The sequence below is a fragment of the Ensifer sp. D2-11 genome (assembly GCF_054161295.1).
The window spans coordinates 980,892-999,416 of record NZ_CP096434.1; the positions used below are offsets into that span (position 1 = coordinate 980,892).

Sequence of the window (18,525 nt, forward strand, 5' to 3'; positions counted from 1 at the left end):
CGAACCTCACGATGGAACGGCGGTCTTGCGCTCGACGTAACGGCCGAAGCGCTCGATGCCGTAATTGATGACGAAATAGAGAAAGCCTGCGAAGAAATAGAATTCGAGGCTCATGAAGGTGCGGGAGATCAGCTCCTGCGTCCGCAGCAGCAACTCGCTCACGCCGATGATCGAAAGCAGCGTCGATGCCTTGACCATCTCGGCCGCTGTGTTGACCCAGGCAGGAAGTGCCTGCCGCAACGCCTGCGGGCCGAGCACATAGGTGAAGGTTTGCGCGAAGGTCAAACCGATCGCCTTGGCGGCTTCGGTCTGTCCCTTGGGGATCGATTGCAGCGCGCCGCGCACCAGTTCACCGACATGCGAACTGCAGAAGACGGCAAGGGCCAGGACGCCGGCCTGGAACGGCCCGAGATCGATACCGATGGTGCTCAGGACATAGTAGCTCGCGAGCACCAGGACGAGCACCGGCGTGCCGCGGATGAAATCGGTGTAACCGCGCACGATCCATTTGACGGGACGAAGCCCGTAGACGAGCGCCAGACCGACGAAGACGCCCAGCACGGTGCCGACGACGATCGAGAGAAGCGATATCGAGACGGAGACGCCGAGCCCCTTGAGGAGCGGGATGCGGGCAAGCCAGAGCTGATCGAGAAACGAGAAATCCATGACGGTTACCTCGGCACTGCAAGACGCCGCTCGGCGGCGCGCATCAGCGCGGCCAGCAGCGAGCAGGTCGCGACATAGAGGCAACTCGCAACGATCCAGGTCTCGATGACGCGGAAGGTCTCGACGTTGATCTTGCGTGCCTCGAAGGTGAGTTCCGGAACCGCGATCGCTGCGGCGAGCGAGGTATCCTTGAAGAGCGAGATCATCGTACTGCCGAGCGAGGGCAGGACGCTGCGCAGCATCAGCGGAATGATGATCGACGTGCGTATCTGCATCTCCGTAAGCCCGATCGCGAGCCCCGCCTCGCGCTGGCCGGGCGGTATAGCGATGAGGCCGCCGCGAAACACTTCGGCAAGATAGGCCCCCGAATAGATTGCAAGCGTGGCAACGAAGCTCTCGATCTTGCCGAGACGAACTCCGAGCTCAGGAAGCGCGAAATAGCTGAAGAGGACGAGGACGAGGATCGGCGTGTTGCGGATCACCGTGACGTAGAGCCCGGCAGGCTTGCGCAGCAACGCCCTCCTGGAAATGAGCCCGAAGGCCGTGATCAGCCCGATCACGCAACCGGCGAGGATCGCGACAAATGCCAGGCCGAGGCTGAGCGCCAGGCCTTCGAGAAGCAGGTCGAACGAGCGCCACACAGCCGCGAAGTTCAAGGAATATGTCATGGATGCAGCCGTTTCATGGGACAGGGCAGCTCCGCCAACAGGCGGAGCCGCCGTTGGCAGGGCTCACTTGTATTCGATGGGAAAACCGATCTGCGGCGGGGTGAGGTCCTTGCCGAACCAGGTCTGGAACGACTTGGCATAGAAATCGAATTCGACACCGGTCATGGCTTCGTGCAGCGCCGTGTTGACGAAGTTCAGCCAGTCCTGATCACCGCGCCTGACGCCGCAGGCATAGGTCTGCGGGTTCCAGCCATAGCCGGCGTCCTTATAGCGCCCCGAGTTCTGGGTCATGTACCAGGCGAGCGAGGACTGGTCGGTGGCGGCGGCATCGGCGCGTCCGGATTCGAGCGCCTGATAGATCAGGTCGACGGATTCGTACTGGTCGACCGTCGCCTCCGGCAAGGCCGCATGGACCATGTCCTCGGCATAGACGTTCTGCAATACGGAAATCGTCACCGACGAGCCGGCAGCTTTCAGCGCTTCGTAATCGGCATACTTGCCGTCCGCCTTCAGCATCAGGCCGACGCCTTCACGGTAATAGGGAATGGTGAAGGCGATCTGCTGAGCGCGTTCCCCGGTAACCGTCATGAATTGGCAGGTGATATCCACCTTGCCGGTGGTGATGTTCGGAATACGGGCATCGGACGACTGGTTGACGAACTCGATCTTCTCCGGATCGCCGAACAGCGCCTTTGCGATGATGCGGCCCATGTCGACGTCGAAACCCTGGAGCTTGTCTTCGGCGCTCTTGAAGTGCCACGGCGCGTTGGTGCTGCCGGTGCCGAGTATCAGATGACCGCGGCTCAGAACTTCGTCGAGCTTGCTCGATGCCTGTTGTGCTTGCGCTGGCATGGCCGCCAGCACGGCCGCGACGAAACTCGCGGCGACCGTGAATTTGCTGATCATCGAAAGATCTCCCCTTTTGTTCCCACTCATAGATTCCGGTATATTGGACATTAGTCCTGAATAACGGATTGACCCATCAAATGCCTTGGGCCATTACTTGTCAAGCAGGATCGGCTACATTCGCCGCCGATCCACTTCGCATCGAGGAAGCCCCCGCATGACACTGCCGATCGAAACCCCCGCCGTGCTGGTCGATCTCGATATCGCCCGGCGCAATGTCCTTGCGTTTCAGGCCTATGCCGACCGGCACGGCATCCGCGTGCGCCCGCACATAAAGACCCACAAGCTTCCGCAGATGGCGGAGCTGCAGCTCGATGCAGGGGCGATCGGCATCACCTGCCAGAAGGTGACGGAAGCGGAGGCGATGGTCGACGGCGGCGCCCGGATCAAGGACGTGCTGATCACTTACAACCTCCTCGGCGAGCAGAAACTCGGACGGCTGGCGCGGCTCAACGAAAGGGTGACGGTCAGCGTCGTCGCGGACAACGCGACCGTCATCGACGGGCTCGCAGCCTTCTTCGCCGATGCCGGAAAGCCCTTGACCGTACTCGTCGAATGCAACACCGGAGCAGATCGCTGCGGCGTCGGGACTCCGTCCGAGGCGGCGCGCCTTGCCCGGCGCATAGCCGAGGCACCGGGACTGCGCTTCGGCGGATTGATGACCTATCCGCCGGCCGATGGCGCCGCACGCGTCCAGACCTTCATGAGCGACGCGAAGCGGCTGATCGAGGCCGAGGGGCTCGAAGTTCCGTGCATTACATCAGGGGGCACGCCGGGTATGATGCAGGCAGCCGAAGCGCCGATAGCAAGCGAGCACAGGCCGGGCACGTATATCTATAACGACCGGTCGCTGGTTGCCCGTGGCGTGGCGTCGTGGGAGGACTGTGCCCTCACCGTGCTCGCGACCGTAGTCTCGGTTCCCAGCGAAAACCGGGCGATCATCGACGCCGGCAGCAAGGTCCTGACCTCCGACCTGCTAGGTCTCACCGGCTACGGCCACGTGCTCGGCCGCAACGACATACGTATCGACCAGCTCTCCGAGGAGCATGGCCGCCTCGTCTCGGACGGTCCGATCGGCCTCCAGGTCGGAGAACAGGTCCGCATCGTTCCGAACCATGCCTGCGTCGTGACCAACATGGTCGACGCGGTCCACGTCATCGAGAGCGGCGGGCCAAAAGGGACATGGCCGGTCGTCGCCCGCGGCCGCGTCCTCTGATCGGGCGCCCGGTCACGACGCCGCAAAGGGAGAGCTCAGGGCCCGTCGTCAGCCGAAAACTATTAGTCCACTATTTTAGTGCATTTCTAAAATGTCGTGCTATCTTATCGGCGATGAGGCCCGAGACCGATGACAGGCACGGCATTCTTTCAGCAGCTCGCATATTGATAGGACTTTTCAAGAATCCACCTCGAAGCATCATAAGTTTGCGTTGCAGTAGTCTACCAAATCGGTAGCTTTATCTGGCAAAGGATGGAGGTCGAAATGAGCTCGAATAGTCTTGCCGGAATAGTGAAATTGGCGCTTATCGTCGGAAGCCTGCAACTTGGCTCGATTGGCCTCGCGCATGCGGACACGACAATCCTGAACGTGTCCTACGACCCGACTCGGGAGCTTTACAAGGAATTCAATGCGGCCTTTGCCGAAAAATGGCAGGCCGACACCGGCGAAACCGTGACGATCCAGACATCGCATGGCGGTTCCGGCAAGCAGGCCCGTTCGGTCATCGACGGCCTGGAGGCGGACGTCGTAACGCTGGCACTCGAAGCGGATATCGACGCCATCGCCAAGGAAAGCGGCAAGATCCCCGCCGATTGGAAGTCCCGCTTCGATAACAACAGCGCGCCCTACACCTCGACCATCGTCTTCCTCGTCCGCAAGGGCAACCCCAAAGGCATCAAGGATTGGGGCGATCTCGTCAGGGAGGATGTGCAGGTGATCACGCCCAACCCGAAGACTTCGGGCGGCGCTCGCTGGAATTTCCTGGCCGCCTGGGCCTGGGCACGTGCCGCCAATAACGGAGACGATGCGAAGGCGCAGGAATATGTGGCGCAGCTCTTCAAGCACGTGCCGGTTCTCGACACCGGCGCGCGCGGTGCGACAACCACCTTCGTCCAGCGCGGACTGGGCGATGTATTGCTGGCCTGGGAAAACGAAGCCTATCTGTCGCTGGAAGAGCTGGGCCCCGACAATTTCGACATCGTCACGCCTTCGATCTCGATCAAGGCGGAGCCTCCGGTTGCGCTGGTCGATGGCAACGTCGACAGCAAGGGCACGCGCAAGGTCGCCGAGGCCTACCTCGACTATCTCTACAGCGATGTCGGGCAGAAGATCGCGGCCAAGCACTACTACCGGCCGTTCAAGCCTGAACTGGCGGATCCCAAGGACACCGCGCGCTTCACCGAATTGAAGCTCGTCACGATCGACGATTTCGGCGGCTGGAAGGAAGCTCAGCCGAAATTCTTCGGCGATGGCGGGGTCTTCGACCAGATCTACAGACCGGGGCAATGATATCGATGGCCGCTCGCAGCAGCACGCGGTGGCGGTTCCGGCAGCCGAGCGTCATTCCGGGTTTCGGATTGGCGCTCGGCGTCACGCTGGCATGGCTCACCATCATCGTTCTCATTCCTCTCTCCGGACTGCTGTGGCGCTCCAGTGGCCTCGGATGGTCGAAATTCGTGGAGCTGGCGCTTGACGAGCGCACGGTCAATGCATTGACGATCAGCTTCGGCACGGCCTTCATCGCAGCCGTCGTCAACCTCGTCTTCGGCGTGCTCCTCGCCTGGGTTCTCGTGCGCTATCGCTTTCCCGGCAAGCGCGTGATCGACGCCATGGTCGATCTGCCCTTCGCCCTGCCGACCGCAGTCGCCGGCATTGCGCTGACGACGCTTTACGCGCCGAACGGTTGGATCGGCTCGCTGCTCGCTCCGCTCGGCATCAAGATCGCCTTCACCCCGGCCGGGATCGTCGTGGCGCTGATCTTCGTCGGCTTGCCATTCGTCGTGCGCACCGTGCAGCCGATCATGGAAGAGATCGACAAGGAAGTCGAAGAGGCGGCTGCGACCCTCGGCGCCACCCGCTTCCAGACGATCAGCCGGGTCTTGTTGCCCGGTCTCCTGCCTGCCGGGTTGACCGGCTTCGCACTCGCCTTTGCTCGCGGCGTCGGCGAATATGGTTCGGTGATCTTCATCGCCGGCAACCTTCCCTATGTTTCGGAGATCGCGCCGCTTCTGATCGTCATCCGCCTGGAGGAGTTCAACTATCCGGCAGCAACCGCGATCGCCGCGGTGATGCTCCTGCTTTCCTTCATGATGCTGCTGGTTATCAATGTGATCCAGGCGTGGAGCAGACGGAGATATGGTTATGGCGCATGATGCCGGTTACGCTTCGAATACGCTTGTGACGGCCGCAACGTCGGAAACGCGGCTTTCGCGCGTGGTCCTGACCATCGTAGCGCTCGGTTTCGTCGCGCTCTTCCTGCTTCTGCCGCTCGCCACGGTGTTCATCGAGGCGTTCCGCAAAGGAGCAATGGAGTTCTTCACGGCGCTTGGCGATCCGGAAACCTTTTCCGCGATCCGGCTGACACTGCTCGTCGCGGGGATCGCCGTGCCGCTCAATCTCGTCTTCGGGGTGGCGGCTGCCTGGGCCATCGCGAAATTCGAGTTCAAGGGCAAGGCGTTCCTGACGACGCTGATCGACCTGCCCTTCTCCGTTTCGCCTGTGATCTCCGGCCTCGTTTTCGTGCTGCTCTTCAGCTCCCATAGCGTGCTCGGACCGATCCTGCAGAGCTACGGCATCCAGATCCTCTTTGCCGTTCCGGGCCTCGTGCTCGCCACCGTCTTCGTGACCTTCCCCTTCGTCGCGCGTGAATTGATTCCGCTGATGCAGGAACAGGGAACGGCCGACGAGGAAGCGGCACTCTCGCTCGGGGCCACCGGCTGGCAGACCTTCTGGCATGTGACGCTTCCCAATATAAAATGGGGTCTGCTCTACGGCGTGCTTCTTTGCAATGCCCGCGCCATGGGCGAGTTCGGTGCGGTCTCGGTCGTGTCCGGCCATATTCGCGGCCAAACGAACACCATGCCGTTGCAGGTCGAAATCCTCTATAATGAATATAATTTCGTCGCCGCCTTTGCGGTGGCAGCGCTCCTTGCGCTCCTGGCGCTGGTAACGCTTGTTTTGAAGACTGCTCTTGAACTTCGCTACAGCGACGAGATCGCTGCCAGCCGCAGGCACTGAAAGGTCCAGACCTCCATGGAAGTCCGCGTCCAGAACATTCGCAAGGAATTCGGCCGTTTCCCCGCGCTCGAAGACGTTTCCCTCGACATCCGGTCGGGTGAACTGATTGCGCTCCTCGGCCCCTCCGGCTCCGGCAAGACCACGCTGCTGCGGCTGGTCGCCGGGCTCGAAAGCCCGACCGAAGGCACGATCTTCTTCGGCGACGAGGATGCGTCGAAGAAGACCGTCCAGCAGCGCAACATCGGCTTCGTTTTCCAGCATTACGCGCTGTTCCGCCACATGACGGTGCTCGACAACGTCGCCTTCGGCCTGAAGGTGCGGCCCGCCAAACGGCGGCCGGCGGCTGCCGACATCCGCCGCAGAGCGGTCGACCTGCTGGAACTCGTGCAGCTCTCCGGGCTGGAGAAACGCTACCCGGCCCAGCTTTCGGGCGGGCAGCGCCAGCGCGTCGCGCTCGCCCGCGCCATGGCCGTCGAACCCAACGTTCTGCTCCTCGACGAGCCTTTCGGCGCGCTCGATGCGCAGGTGCGCAAGGAACTGAGGCGGTGGCTGCGCGAAATCCACGACCGCACCGGCCATACCACGATCTTCGTCACTCACGACCAGGAGGAAGCACTCGAGCTTGCCGATCGCGTCGTCGTGATGAGCAAGGGCGCGATCGAGCAGGTCGGCACGCCCGACGAGATCTATGACCATCCGGTCTCGCCCTTCGTCTACGGCTTCATCGGACAATCCAACTGCCTCGACGTCACCCTCGCCAATGGCGAAATCTGGCACGAGGACCGCCCGATCGGCCTTCGTGCCGGGAATGAGCCCGACGGCGCCGCAACCCTCTATTTCCGCCCGCACGACGTGGAACTCATCGACGGCTGCGGCGGTTGCCTCGCCGGCCTGGTCACGGCCAGCAGGCGCGTGGCGGGCACCCGGCATCTGGAACTCGATCTCGGACGTAAGCACCCTCCGGTCGAAATCGAGCTGCCGCCGGAACGCGCCGCCTCCACCGACCACACGCGCATCGCCTTCCGGCCGACGCGATGGAAGCTATTCCGCAAGGGCGGACAAAAGGAAGCACCGCCGATAGAGGCGGAGGCGCCCGTGCTCGCGGCCACCGGCACGTGAGGCGGTGAACCCGGGCTGTGGAAGCGCGGATTCGCCCGGTCTGGACGCCGGGCTTTGATCTGCCGAATTAATCGTTCCGATCGAATGAATCCTGCGGTAGAAACCGTCCAATGTCTGTTATCGATGATCTCACGAGCGCACTCGGCGATGCCGTGCTCACCGGCGACCGGATCGCCGAACGCTACCGCGGCGATGCGAGCCTCACGGGCCGGATTCTCCCTTTGGCGGTCGTTCGCCCGGCAAGCGTTGCCGAGGTCGCCGACGCGCTGAGGATCTGCAACGCGCATCGGCAGGCCGTGGTGCCGCAGGGCGGCTTGACGGGGCTCGCTGGCGGCGCCAATCCGTGCGCTGGCGACGTTGCCATTTCGCTGGAGAGACTTTCCGGCATCGAGGAGATCGATGCGGCGGCGGGTACGATGACGGTTCTCGCCGGAACACCCCTCGAAGTCGCCCAGCGCGCGGCCGAGGATGCGGGTTTCCTGTTGCCGATCGATCTAGGGGCCCGCGGCTCCTGCCAGGTCGGCGGTAATCTGGCCACGAATGCCGGCGGCATCCGGGTCATCCGCAACGGTGTGGCGCGCGACAATGTGCTGGGGCTCGAGGCCGTTCTTGCCGACGGAACCGTGCTTTCGTCGATGAACAAGATGATAAAGAACAACACGGGCTACGACCTGCGGCAGCTCTTCATCGGTTCGGAAGGCACGCTCGGCATTATCACGCGGGCGGTGCTGCGCCTGCGCCCGCTACCGGCCGGGCGGCTGACGGCGCTCTGCGCGCTCGACAGCTATGAGAATGTCGTCGCTCTGCTCAAGCGGGCACAGAAGGAACTCGCCGGCCTCTCCGCATATGAGGCAATGTGGGAGAGCTATTTCCGTTTCAACTGCGTGGCCGAAGGGCTCAGGCTCTTCGAAGCCACTCCCGCTTTCGCAGTCATCGTGGAAGAGGACCTGCAAGGCCATGAAGCGGAACGCGAACGGTTCGAAGCGTTTCTCGGGCGAGCCCTGGAGGACGGCGTGATCGGCGACGCGCTGATCGCGCAATCGCAAAAGGAGGTTCAAACCTTCTGGCGTATCCGCGAGGGCCACGCGCTGGACCGGCTGCCCCTGCTCCTCAACTTCGATGTAAGCCTGCCGATCGGCGAAATCGGCCGCTTCGCCGACGAATGCGGCAAGGCGCTTCGGGCCAAGTTCCCCGAAGCGCACGTGTCGTTCTTCGGCCATGTCGGCGACAGCAACCTTCACATCGCCTTTTCCGTTCCGGGCGCAACCGAGGAAACGGCGCACGCGGTCGACGCCGTCGTCTACGGACTGGTCGGCATGTATAGCGGCTCGGTTTCGGCCGAGCACGGGATCGGCCTCCTGAAGCGCGACTTTCTCGATCGCTCCCGCAGTCCGGCGGAACTCGAACTCATGCGGCGCATCAAGAATGCGCTCGACCCGAACGGCATTCTCAATCCCGGCAAGGTGCTGGGCTCGATTTAGCGTGGAAATTTGCCCCCTCTCCTCGGGTTTAACCCGAGGACTAACCCTCTCCCCGTCGAACGGGGAGAGGGGACGAAGTCGGCGCTGCGAGTCCCCTTCGCCCTGCCTGCGGGGGCCGGCAGGCCGGATGAGGGCACTTTTTGGGCTCAAACCCATGAGGCGGGCGATTTCGGCAGCCGGCCATCGGGATCGATGACGTCGAGACGCGGTTCTTCCGCACCGTTCCAGCGCCAGAGCGCGACGCAGGTGCCCCCGGGCGACATGAAGGATGGATAGATCACCCCGTGATAGTCGCGCGCCAGAAGCTCCGACTGCAGCCTGTGGGTCTCCGGCACCGCGCCTTTGTCGAGCGCATCACGCCATTCGCAGCGATGGATCGCCTCATCCACACCAAGCTCCAGAAGAACGCTGGCATCCGTGAGGTCCGCGAGCCTCGCCCCGCGCAACTCGAGCTGCACGATGAGCGCCGGATGCTGGACGAAACCCTGATTATATTCAGCCCAGGCAGTGGAAAGCTCGCGCGCGCCATAGATGGCAGGCATGCCGATCGGGTTCCAGCGGCCACCGAAGCGAGCGGCACCCGCGCCGGATAGCGGCATATGCGCCCAGCGTGGAACGAAGGCGCGCCAGAGCGTTATCGGCTCGACCGGCGATGTCGGTTCCGGATCGGATCGCGATGCGGGCGGAACGTGCTTCCTCATCCCGTCTTAAGCGTAGACGCCGGCACGTACCGATTCGAGATAGGCGAGCACCTTGTCGGCCTTGCCCTCGCCGACCAGGTCGAATGCCGTCTTGCCTGCCCAGCCGGGGATAGGCTGGTGCTTGAACCAGATGACGGCGCGGGCTTCGTCGCCCGCCATTTCCGAAGCCATGGCGAGGATACGGACCACCTTGCTCAAGGCGCTGTCGACCTTCCGGGCGCCGGATTTCGCCGTCAGCGTATTGCGGGCGACACCGATCAGCTTGGCGAGTTCGGCGAGCGTGACGCCCAACCGGTCGGCGACAAGGCGGGCCGAGAGAAACGGGGAATGATCGTCCCCGAAACGGGCTGCAGGTATCTGGAAATCAACGGCCATCATGAGAAATCGATCCTGTTTTGATCGTGTCTCTATAAAAATAGGGTCGATTTCCCGTCAATTCAAGCGCAAGCTCGGCTCATTGCCGCCAGGATGGATTGCGCCGTTCGAAGAAGGCCGACACGCCCTCCCGTGCTTCGTCCGTTTCCCAGGTATCGGCAAGCTGCTCTATCGTCGCGGCGATGACGGCGTCGGTGATGGGAAGACCCAGCGACCGCGCAAGCCGCTTCGCCCGCCCGGCAGCGCCCGGAGCCGCGACGAGATAGGCCGTCACCGCGGCTTCGACGGCCCCGTCGAGCATGGTGCCGTCGACGACCGTCGTCACGAAGCCCGCGACCTTCGCCTCCTCCGCACCGAACACCCGCGCCGACATGAACAGCGGCCGCGCCCTCGCCTCGCCTGTCCGGGCAATGACATATGGGCTGATCGTCGCCGGGATCAGCCCGAGGCGCGTTTCGGTCAGGCCGAATTGAGCACCGGAAGCGGCGATCACCGTATCGCAGACGCTGATCAGCCCGACGCCGCCGCCGAAGGCGTTCCCATGCACGCGTGCGATGAGCGGCTTCGGCAGATCGTTCAGCGCCTTCAACATCATCGCAAGCCGCGTCGCCTCGGCAATCCGCGTCGGCCGGTCGGCGGAAAACTGCTGACGCATCCAGTCGAGATCGCCGCCGGCACAGAAACTCTTGCCTTCCGCGTCGAGAATGACGGCCCTGATCGATGCATCGGTTGCGAGCCGGCCTGCGACGGCCGTCAATTCGCCGATCATGGTGGCGGAAAGCGCATTGTGCTTTTCCGAACGGGCAAGCGTCACCCGGGCGACCCCGCGCTGGTCGATGGCACAACGGATCGTATCGAAGGTCATGCTGTGCTCCTCAGCGATCGTGCAAAAGCAGCGGCGCGGTCGAGTTTTTCCGAGTCGAGGCCGGTGGCAAAACCCTGCGCCTCGAGAAAGGCGTTCACGGCAAGCGTATCGACATTGCCGGCCGCTCCCGGCGCATAAGGACAACCGCCGAGCCCGCCGGCGGAGGCGTCGAAAACCCTGATACCGCGCTCCAGTGCCACCGCGATATTCTCCAGTGCCCGGCCGGACGTATCGTGGAAATGTCCGGCGAGTTTCGGTGCATCGATCTCGCGGAGCGCGGCTGCCACCATCGCATCAACCGCTTCCGGCGTGCCGCGCCCGATCGTGTCGCCGAGACTGATCTCGTAGCAGCCGAGGTCGGCAAGCAGCCGCGCGACGCGGGCGGTCTCCGCCGGCACGATCGCGCCCTCATAGGGACATTCGACGACACAGCTCACATAGCCCCGCAGGGGAACGCCTCGATGCCGGCTTGCCTCGGCGACCGGCCGAAAACGCTCGATGCTTTCGGCAATCGAACAGTTGATGTTCTTCTCGGAGAAGCTTTCCGACGCCGAGGCAAAGATCGCCACCTCGTCTGCGCCAGCCGCAAGCGCCGCCTCGAAACCGCGCATGTTGGGCGTCAGCGCCGCATAACGCGTGCCGGGGCGCCGGACGATGCCGGCCATCACGGCCGGCGCGTCGGCCAGTTGCGGTACCCAGCGCGGACTGACGAAGCTCGTCACTTCGACACGCTCGTAACCGCAGTCGGAGAGCAGATCGACGAGCCTGACCTTGTCCACGGTTGCAACGAGCCGCGACTCGTTTTGAAGACCGTCGCGCGGCGCCACCTCGACAATCGTGACGCGCTCCTTTGCCGGGGACGTCATTGCGCAGCCTCCTCCAACAGCGTCACGAGCACCGTGCCCTCGCTGACCTGGGCGCCTTCTGCCACATGCACATTGGCGATTGTGCCCTCGCGTGAGGCAGAGAGCGTCAGTTCCATCTTCATCGCCTCCATAACGACGAGCGCCTGTCCCTTTGTCACTGCGTCGCCGGCGCCGACCCGCACCAACTTTACGAGACCCGGCATCGGCGCGACTAGCTCGTCGTCGGCGATCTCGCTGCTCTGCCCGCCGGTCAATCCGTCCGGCAGATGGAAAACCAGGTTGCGCCCGCCATGAAAGAGCGTCAACGCCTCGCGATCCCGCGAGAAACGGATCAGGCGCTTCTGCCCGGCCACCTCGAGCCGGGCACCACCCTCGAAGCGGTCGAGCACGAGGACGGGCAGCGTGCTCGCGCCGGCACGCACGGCGAACTGGTCGCGGCCGCGCGAAGCCAGAGTGACGGTTGCGCGCACGTCCGCATGGTCGATCACCACCATGCGGTGCGCGTCGCCCCAGATCTGCCAGGAGCCGAGCGACGACCATGGATCGGTCGACATGTTCGGATCGAGCGCGCCGGTCGAAATGATCGCCGCCAGCGCCAGCGCCTCGTCACCAGGTGCGACGGGCGCGGTCAGGCGCTCGATCTCGCGATCGATCAGCCCGGTATCCGGATGGCCGGAGCGGAAGTCATGCTCTTCCGTCAGGCGGATGAGAAAATCGCGGTTCGTGACCGTGCCGCCGATGCGGCATTCCTTGAGCGCGTCCTGCAACCGGCCGAGCGCCGCCGAACGGTTCTGGCCATGGACGATCACCTTGGCAACCAGGGGATCGTAATAGGGCGTGATGGTATCCCCCCGCCGGACGCCGGAATCAATCCGCGCAGTATCCTCGGGAAAGCTCAAATGCGTCAGTCGCCCGGTCGCCGGCAGGAAGCCCCGGGCCGGGTCCTCCGCATAAAGGCGCGCCTCGAAGGCCCAGCCGTTCATTGAGATATCGGCCTGTTTCTTAGGCAGCGGCTCGCCGCTGGCAACCCGCAACTGCCATTCAACGAGATCGATGCCGGTGATCGCTTCAGTGACGGGATGCTCCACCTGCAGCCGTGTGTTCATCTCCATGAAATAGAAGTGATCCGGCCAGAGACCGTTGGTCACGTCGGCGATGAATTCCACCGTGCCGGCACCGACATAGCCGATCGCCTGGGCGGCCCTGACCGCCGCATCGCCCATGGCACGGCGGACCTCGGCCGTCATGCCGGGCGCCGGCGCCTCCTCTATCACCTTCTGATGTCGCCGTTGCAGCGAGCAGTCGCGCTCGAAGAGGTGCGCGATATTGCCGTGCCGGTCGCCGAAGACCTGCATCTCGATGTGACGCGGCTTCGTCAGATAGCGCTCGAGAAGCACCGAGCCGTCGCCGAAGGCGGATTCGGCCTCCCGTCGTGCGGCCTCCAGCGCCGGGCCGAAATCCTCCTGCCGCTCGACCCGGCGCATGCCTTTGCCGCCGCCGCCCGCCCGCGCCTTGATCAGCACCGGATAGCCGATTTCCCGTGCCCTGTCGGCAAGAAAGGATACATCCTGCTCTTCGCCGTGGTAGCCGGGCACGACCGGCACGCCGGCCCGTTCCATCAGCGCCTTAGCCGCGTCCTTGAGACCCATTGCGCGGATCGCGGCCGGCGGCGGGCCGACGAATACCATGCCGGCATTTTCGACAGCTTCGGCGAAATCGGCGTTCTCCGACAGGAAGCCATAGCCCGGATGAATGGCTTGTGCGCCGACGCTTCTTGCCGCTTGAACGATAGGCGCGATCGCCAGATAGCTTTCGGCAGCGGGCGCCCCCCCGATCCGGATCGCCTCGTCGGCGAGCGCCACATGCAGCGCGTCTCCGTCTGCGTCGGAATAGACGGCGACGGTGCGGACGCCGAGCCGTCGCGCGGTGCGGATGATGCGGCAGGCGATCTCACCGCGATTGGCAATCAGGAGCTTCGAAAACATACGCCTCTTTTCCGATCTATTGCGCCGCGACCACTTCGACTTCCATGAGCCAGGCCGAATCGAAAATGCCGGTGATCACCACCGTCATTGCCGGCGCCAGCGAGCCGAGATAATCGTTGCGGATTTCACGGTTCTCGGCGACATGTTGTCTGTCGGCGAGATAGGTCGTGACCTTGACGATATCCATCTTCGACATGCCGGCCGCCTTGAGCTGCGCATCGACGTTCAGCCAGACCTGGCGCGCCTGCGCTTCGAAACCTTCCGGCACGACGTCGTCGGACGTCACCGGAATTTGACCGCTGACGAAAAGCACGCGCCGGAAATCCTCGATGCTGACAGCCTGCGAATAACCGCCGCGCGGCTGCGGTGCATTCAGGGCATTGATGTTGTCGCGTTTCATCTCGGGACCTCTCGTCACATTCTGAACAGTCCGAAGCGCGTTTCCTCGATGGGCGCGTTCAAGGCCGCCGACAGAGACAGCGCCAGCACGTCGCGGCTCTTGCGCGGATCGATCACGCCGTCATCCCAAAGCCTTGCCGACGCATAGAGCGGATGGCTCTGACGTTCGAACAGATCGAGCACCGGCTGGCGGAAGCGGGCCTCCTCCTCTTCGCTCCACGGTTTCCCTGACCGCTTCAAGGCTTCGCCGCGCACCGAGGAGAGCACGCCTGCCGCCTGTTCGCCGCCCATGACCGAGATGCGGCTGTTCGGCCACGTCCAGAGGAATCGCGGCGAGAAGGCGCGCCCGCACATTCCGTAATTGCCTGCCCCGAACGAGCCGCCGACCAGCATGGTGATCTTCGGCACCTTCACGGTGGCGACTGCGGTCACCAGCTTGGCGCCGTGCTTGGCAATTCCCTCCGTCTCGTATTTGCGGCCGACCATGAAGCCGGTGATGTTCTGCAGAAAGACCAGCGGAATCCTGCGCTGGGCGCAGAGCTCCACGAAATGGGCTCCCTTGACGGCCGATTCCGAGAAGAGCACGCCATTATTGGCGACGATCCCGACGGGAATGCCGTGGACATGGGCGAACCCGCAGACGAGCGTGGTGCCGAACCGCGCCTTGAACTCGTCGAAGCGGGAACCGTCGACAAGCCGGGCGATCACCTCGCGGATTTCGTAGGGCGTCTTGAGGTCGGCGGGGACGATGCCGGCGATCTCCTCCGGATCGTAGAGTGGCGGCTCCGGCTCTATGCGCTCGACCGTCCAGGGCTTCTCACGGTTCAAGGCCGAAACGGCGCGGCGCGCCAATGCCAGCGCATGCGCATCGTCGCGCGCAAGGTGATCGGCAACGCCCGAAAGACGCGTGTGGACGTCGGCGCCGCCAAGGTCTTCGGCCGAGACGACCTCTCCGGTCGCCGCGCGAACGAGCGGCGGACCTGCGAGAAAGATGGTGCCCTGCTTTTCGACGATGATCGCTTCGTCGGACATCGCCGGCACATAGGCGCCGCCCGCCGTGCAGGATCCCATGACCACCGCGATCTGAGGAATGCCAGCCGCAGACATGTTGGCCTGGTTGTAGAAGATGCGGCCGAAATGGTCCCGATCCGGAAATACCTCGTCCTGGTTCGGCAGGTTCGCGCCGCCGGAATCGACAAGATAGACGCAGGGGAGCCGGTTCTCCGCCGCGATCTCCTGCGCGCGCAAATGCTTCTTGACTGTCAGCGGATAATAGGTGCCGCCTTTGACCGTCGGATCGTTACAGACGATCATGCACTCGCGGCCGGAAATCCGGCCGATGCCGGTGATCAGGCCCGCGCCCGGCGCATCGTCGTTGTACATCCCATATGCGGCGGTGGCTCCGACCTCCAGAAAAGGCGTGCCCGGATCGATGAGAGTAGCAAGCCGGTCCCGCGGCAGGAGCTTGCCGCGGCTGACGTGGCGCTCGCGCGCCGTCTCGCCGCCGCCGGCTGCGGCCAGGCGCACCGCGTCCTCGATCGTCGCGATGGCCTCCGTCATGGCCGCGCGGTTCGCCTTGAACTCCTCCGAGGACGGCGAAATGTGCGAACGCAATACTGTCATGCTCCCCCCAAGCGTTACCTATTCGGCCTATTTCGTTTCGGCGAAGAGCTCCCGTCCGATCAGCATGCGACGGATCTCGCTCGTGCCCGCGCCGATCTCGTACAGCTTGGCGTCGCGCAGCAGCCGGCCTGCCGGATAATCGTTGGTGTAGCCATTGCCGCCCAGCGCCTGTATCGCCTCCAGCGCCATGGCCGTCGCCTTTTCCGCCGCATAGAGAATACAGCCGGCCGCGTCCTTGCGCGCAGTCTCGCCACGGTCGCAGGCGGCTGCAACGGCATAGACATAGGCCCGCGCGGCATTCATCGTCACATACATGTCGGCAAGCTTTCCCTGCATCAACTGGAACTCGCCGATCGGTTGCCCGAACTGCTTGCGCTCATGGAGATAGGGGACGACGACATCGAGGCAAGCGGCCATGATCCCGAGCGGTCCGGCAGAAAGCACGACCCGCTCGTAATCGAGGCCGGACATCAGCACCTTGACGCCCTCGCCCACGCCGCCGAGCACGTTTTCCTCCGGCACCTCGCAATCCGTGAAGATGAGTTCCGACGTGTTCGATCCGCGCATGCCGAGCTTGTCGAGCTTCTGGCCGGCCGAGAAGCCGGGAAATGCCTTTTCCACCAGGAAAGCGGTGATGCCGCGCGGTCCGGCTGCCGGATCGGTCTTGGCGTAGACGACCAGGACATCTGCGTCCGGGCCGTTGGTGATCCACATCTTGCTGCCGTTCAGGACATAACGGTCGCCGCGCTTGTCTGCCCTGAGTTTCATCGAAACAACATCGGAGCCGGCGCCGGGCTCGGACATGGCAAGCGCCCCGACATGCTCGCCCGAAATCAGCTTCGGCAGATATCTGCTCTTCTGTGCCGGTTTGCCGTTGCGGTTGATCTGATTGACGCAGAGATTGGAGTGGGCACCGTAGCTCAAGCCCACCGAAGCGGATGCGCGGCTTATCTCTTCCATCGCCACGCAATGGGCGAGATAGCCGAGTCCCGCACCGCCATGGGCCTCGTCGGCGGTGATGCCGAGCAGGCCGAGTTCTCCCATCTCCCGCCAGAGCGGCACCGGAAAGGCATTGCTGCGGTCGGCATCGTCGGCAAGCGGCGCGATTCGCTCGGAAGCGAAGCGGCGCACGCTCTCGCGCAGCGCATCGATCTCCTCGCCGAGCGCGAAGTTCAATCCGGCTTCAAACATTTCCATCTCCTCCCGACGCCCGCTCCACGATCTCCCCATCGCCGAGCAGAGGCGAGCCGCTGCGATCTGCCGCCGCCGCTCATCGTCGCGAACGATAACATCGCCGCCGGCTAATTTCCTTCCAAAGAGCCGGCGTGCCAAGCACGATCTGCAAAGACAGCCGCGGGATTGCGAAACGCAACCTTACAGACGGGCGAGACCTGCAAGCGCCTCGCGGACGATCTCCGCCAGCGGCTGGGCGACGTCTACGGCGACCGTCCTTATCTCCCCCCTCGGGTCCTCCAGCGTCGCAAGCTGCGTCTGCAGCAATGAGGACGGCATGAAATGCCCTGTGCGGTGGTGCATCCGCTCCGCAAGCACGGACTCGCTGCCGTGGAGAAAGACGAAGGCCAGGCCACCGGGAGCACTTTCTCGAAGCTTGTCCCTGTAGCTGCGCTTAAGGGCGGAGCAGGAAACGACGACCGGCTCCCGGCTCGCCAGCCGCTCTCCGATCGCAGCGAGCCACGGCCAGCGGTCGTCGTCGGTGAGCGGAATCCCCTCGGACATTTTCCTGATGTTTTCCGGAGGATGGAGCGCGTCGCCTTCGATGAAGGGATACCCGCAAGCCTCGGCGATCGCCTCCCCCACCGACGATTTGCCGCTGCCCGAGACGCCCATGACGACGATCGAGCCGGGAAAGCGCCGTGCCGCGGTTGCTTCTGATTTGTACTCAATACTCATTGTCTCAGGCTTTCACTCCCTACTGATGTTCCCTTGGATCCTATCCGATTCGACGACAACGTCTCGATACATGAATGCTGCGCCTTGCCCCCGGTGCGGCACTGCCGGCCGGCGTTTCGAACTCGGCAATCATTGGAAAGTTGAGTTTTGCCACAGAAAGCGGCGCGTGCTGATTGCATCGCAGCGTCCATTCAAGCAAACTTATATGCCATAAGCTGAATCGAACTCGCGAGGAGACTACCAGATGAACAAGAAGGATCCTAACCCGATCGATGCCTTTGTCGGCTCGCGTGTTCGCATGCGCAGGCTGATGATAGGTCTGAGCCAGGAAAAGCTCGCCGACGGGCTCGGCATCACCTTTCAGCAAGTCCAGAAATACGAAAAAGGCACCAACCGCATCGGCGCCAGCCGGTTGCAGGCGATCGCCGACATACTCGGCGTCCATCCGAGCTTTTTCTTCCAGCAGGACGAAGGCAGCGCCCAATCGGGCAAGCCCGCTGCCGATGTCCACGAATCCCAGGAGATTTCATCCTTCGTCGCCTCGAAGGAGGGTATCGCTCTCAACCGGGCCTTCCTGAAGATCACTGACCCGGTGCTTCGCAAAAAGATCATCTCTCTCGTCGCGGCGATGGCGCAGACGCCCGAGGCGGAGCAGACCCCGGCCCAATCCGGAGCCCGCCACGCGGAATCACTCCATGGCTGAAGATCGCCATGAACATAGCTGTC

19 protein-coding genes are annotated in these 18,525 nt (G+C 63.4%); 7 read left to right on the forward strand and 12 right to left on the reverse strand.

Annotated elements, in window-relative coordinates; all coding sequences use genetic code 11:
• Positions 1-6 precede the first annotated feature (6 nt).
• From M1D34_RS21610 to M1D34_RS21620, 3 genes are all read right to left on the reverse strand, one after another.
• A complete protein-coding gene (locus M1D34_RS21610) occupies positions 7-666 on the reverse strand; it encodes an amino acid ABC transporter permease (RefSeq protein WP_498781896.1) in 660 nt (219 codons plus the stop codon).
• Between the two features lie 5 nt (positions 667-671).
• Positions 672-1,334 (reverse strand): amino acid ABC transporter permease, encoded by a 663-nt coding sequence (locus tag M1D34_RS21615; protein WP_015456655.1) that lies wholly within the window; start codon positions 1,332-1,334, stop codon positions 672-674.
• A gap of 63 nt (positions 1,335-1,397) precedes the next feature.
• Positions 1,398-2,240, reverse strand: coding sequence for a transporter substrate-binding protein (locus tag M1D34_RS21620; RefSeq protein WP_498781897.1), 843 nt, complete (start codon positions 2,238-2,240; stop codon positions 1,398-1,400).
• Positions 2,241-2,397: 157 nt separating this feature from the next.
• Here M1D34_RS21620 and M1D34_RS21625 point away from each other — a divergent pair, with 157 nt between their 5' ends.
• From M1D34_RS21625 to M1D34_RS21650, 6 genes are all read left to right on the forward strand, one after another.
• Complete coding sequence (locus M1D34_RS21625) at positions 2,398-3,456, forward strand: D-TA family PLP-dependent enzyme (RefSeq protein WP_498781899.1); 1,059 nt, start codon at positions 2,398-2,400, stop codon at positions 3,454-3,456.
• 264 nt (positions 3,457-3,720) lie between these two features.
• Positions 3,721-4,746 carry a sulfate ABC transporter substrate-binding protein gene (locus tag M1D34_RS21630; RefSeq protein ID WP_127615777.1) on the forward strand — a complete coding sequence of 342 codons (1,026 nt, stop codon included), beginning with the start codon at positions 3,721-3,723 and terminating at the stop codon, positions 4,744-4,746.
• Positions 4,743-5,609 (forward strand): sulfate ABC transporter permease subunit CysT, encoded by an 867-nt coding sequence (gene cysT / locus M1D34_RS21635; protein ID WP_010975580.1) that lies wholly within the window; start codon positions 4,743-4,745, stop codon positions 5,607-5,609. The genes M1D34_RS21630 and cysT overlap by 4 nt, the downstream gene beginning before the upstream one ends.
• Entirely contained in the window at positions 5,599-6,474 is an 876-nt protein-coding gene (gene cysW, locus M1D34_RS21640) for a sulfate ABC transporter permease subunit CysW (RefSeq protein WP_498781902.1), read from the forward strand. The genes cysT and cysW overlap by 11 nt, the downstream gene beginning before the upstream one ends.
• A gap of 15 nt (positions 6,475-6,489) precedes the next feature.
• Positions 6,490-7,593, forward strand: a complete 1,104-nt coding sequence (locus M1D34_RS21645) for a sulfate/molybdate ABC transporter ATP-binding protein (protein WP_498781904.1) — start codon at positions 6,490-6,492, stop codon at positions 7,591-7,593.
• Between the two features lie 110 nt (positions 7,594-7,703).
• Positions 7,704-9,074, forward strand: a complete 1,371-nt coding sequence (locus M1D34_RS21650) for an FAD-binding oxidoreductase (protein WP_498781906.1) — start codon at positions 7,704-7,706, stop codon at positions 9,072-9,074.
• A 146-nt stretch (positions 9,075-9,220) separates the two neighbouring features.
• Here the strand turns inward: M1D34_RS21650 and M1D34_RS21655 are convergent, their stop codons facing one another.
• From M1D34_RS21655 to M1D34_RS21695, 9 genes are all read right to left on the reverse strand, one after another.
• Complete coding sequence (locus tag M1D34_RS21655) at positions 9,221-9,775, reverse strand: RES family NAD+ phosphorylase (protein ID WP_498781908.1); 555 nt, start codon at positions 9,773-9,775, stop codon at positions 9,221-9,223.
• Between the two features lie 6 nt (positions 9,776-9,781).
• A complete protein-coding gene (locus M1D34_RS21660; protein WP_003534594.1) occupies positions 9,782-10,153 on the reverse strand; it encodes an antitoxin Xre/MbcA/ParS toxin-binding domain-containing protein in 372 nt (123 codons plus the stop codon).
• A gap of 76 nt (positions 10,154-10,229) precedes the next feature.
• Positions 10,230-11,015, reverse strand: a complete 786-nt coding sequence (locus tag M1D34_RS21665; protein ID WP_014530513.1) for a crotonase/enoyl-CoA hydratase family protein — start codon at positions 11,013-11,015, stop codon at positions 10,230-10,232.
• On the reverse strand, positions 11,012-11,881 hold the full coding sequence (locus M1D34_RS21670; protein ID WP_498781910.1) for a hydroxymethylglutaryl-CoA lyase: 870 nt from the start codon (positions 11,879-11,881) through the stop codon (positions 11,012-11,014). Before M1D34_RS21670 ends, M1D34_RS21665 begins: the two co-directional genes overlap by 4 nt.
• A complete protein-coding gene (locus M1D34_RS21675; protein ID WP_498781912.1) occupies positions 11,878-13,866 on the reverse strand; it encodes an acetyl/propionyl/methylcrotonyl-CoA carboxylase subunit alpha in 1,989 nt (662 codons plus the stop codon). Before M1D34_RS21675 ends, M1D34_RS21670 begins: the two co-directional genes overlap by 4 nt.
• 16 nt (positions 13,867-13,882) lie before the next feature.
• Complete coding sequence (locus tag M1D34_RS21680; protein WP_498781914.1) at positions 13,883-14,266, reverse strand: RidA family protein; 384 nt, start codon at positions 14,264-14,266, stop codon at positions 13,883-13,885.
• Between the two features lie 14 nt (positions 14,267-14,280).
• Positions 14,281-15,888: a carboxyl transferase domain-containing protein gene (locus M1D34_RS21685; RefSeq protein ID WP_014527290.1), complete on the reverse strand. Its 1,608-nt coding sequence runs from the start codon at positions 15,886-15,888 to the stop codon at positions 14,281-14,283.
• 27 nt (positions 15,889-15,915) lie between these two features.
• Complete coding sequence (locus M1D34_RS21690) at positions 15,916-17,079, reverse strand: isovaleryl-CoA dehydrogenase (protein WP_498781917.1); 1,164 nt, start codon at positions 17,077-17,079, stop codon at positions 15,916-15,918.
• A 183-nt stretch (positions 17,080-17,262) separates the two neighbouring features.
• Positions 17,263-17,799, reverse strand: coding sequence for a gluconokinase (locus tag M1D34_RS21695; RefSeq protein WP_498781919.1), 537 nt, complete (start codon positions 17,797-17,799; stop codon positions 17,263-17,265).
• 244 nt (positions 17,800-18,043) lie between these two features.
• Here M1D34_RS21695 and M1D34_RS21700 point away from each other — a divergent pair, with 244 nt between their 5' ends.
• Positions 18,044-18,502, forward strand: a complete 459-nt coding sequence (locus M1D34_RS21700; protein WP_498781921.1) for a helix-turn-helix domain-containing protein — start codon at positions 18,044-18,046, stop codon at positions 18,500-18,502.
• Positions 18,503-18,525 lie beyond the last annotated feature (23 nt).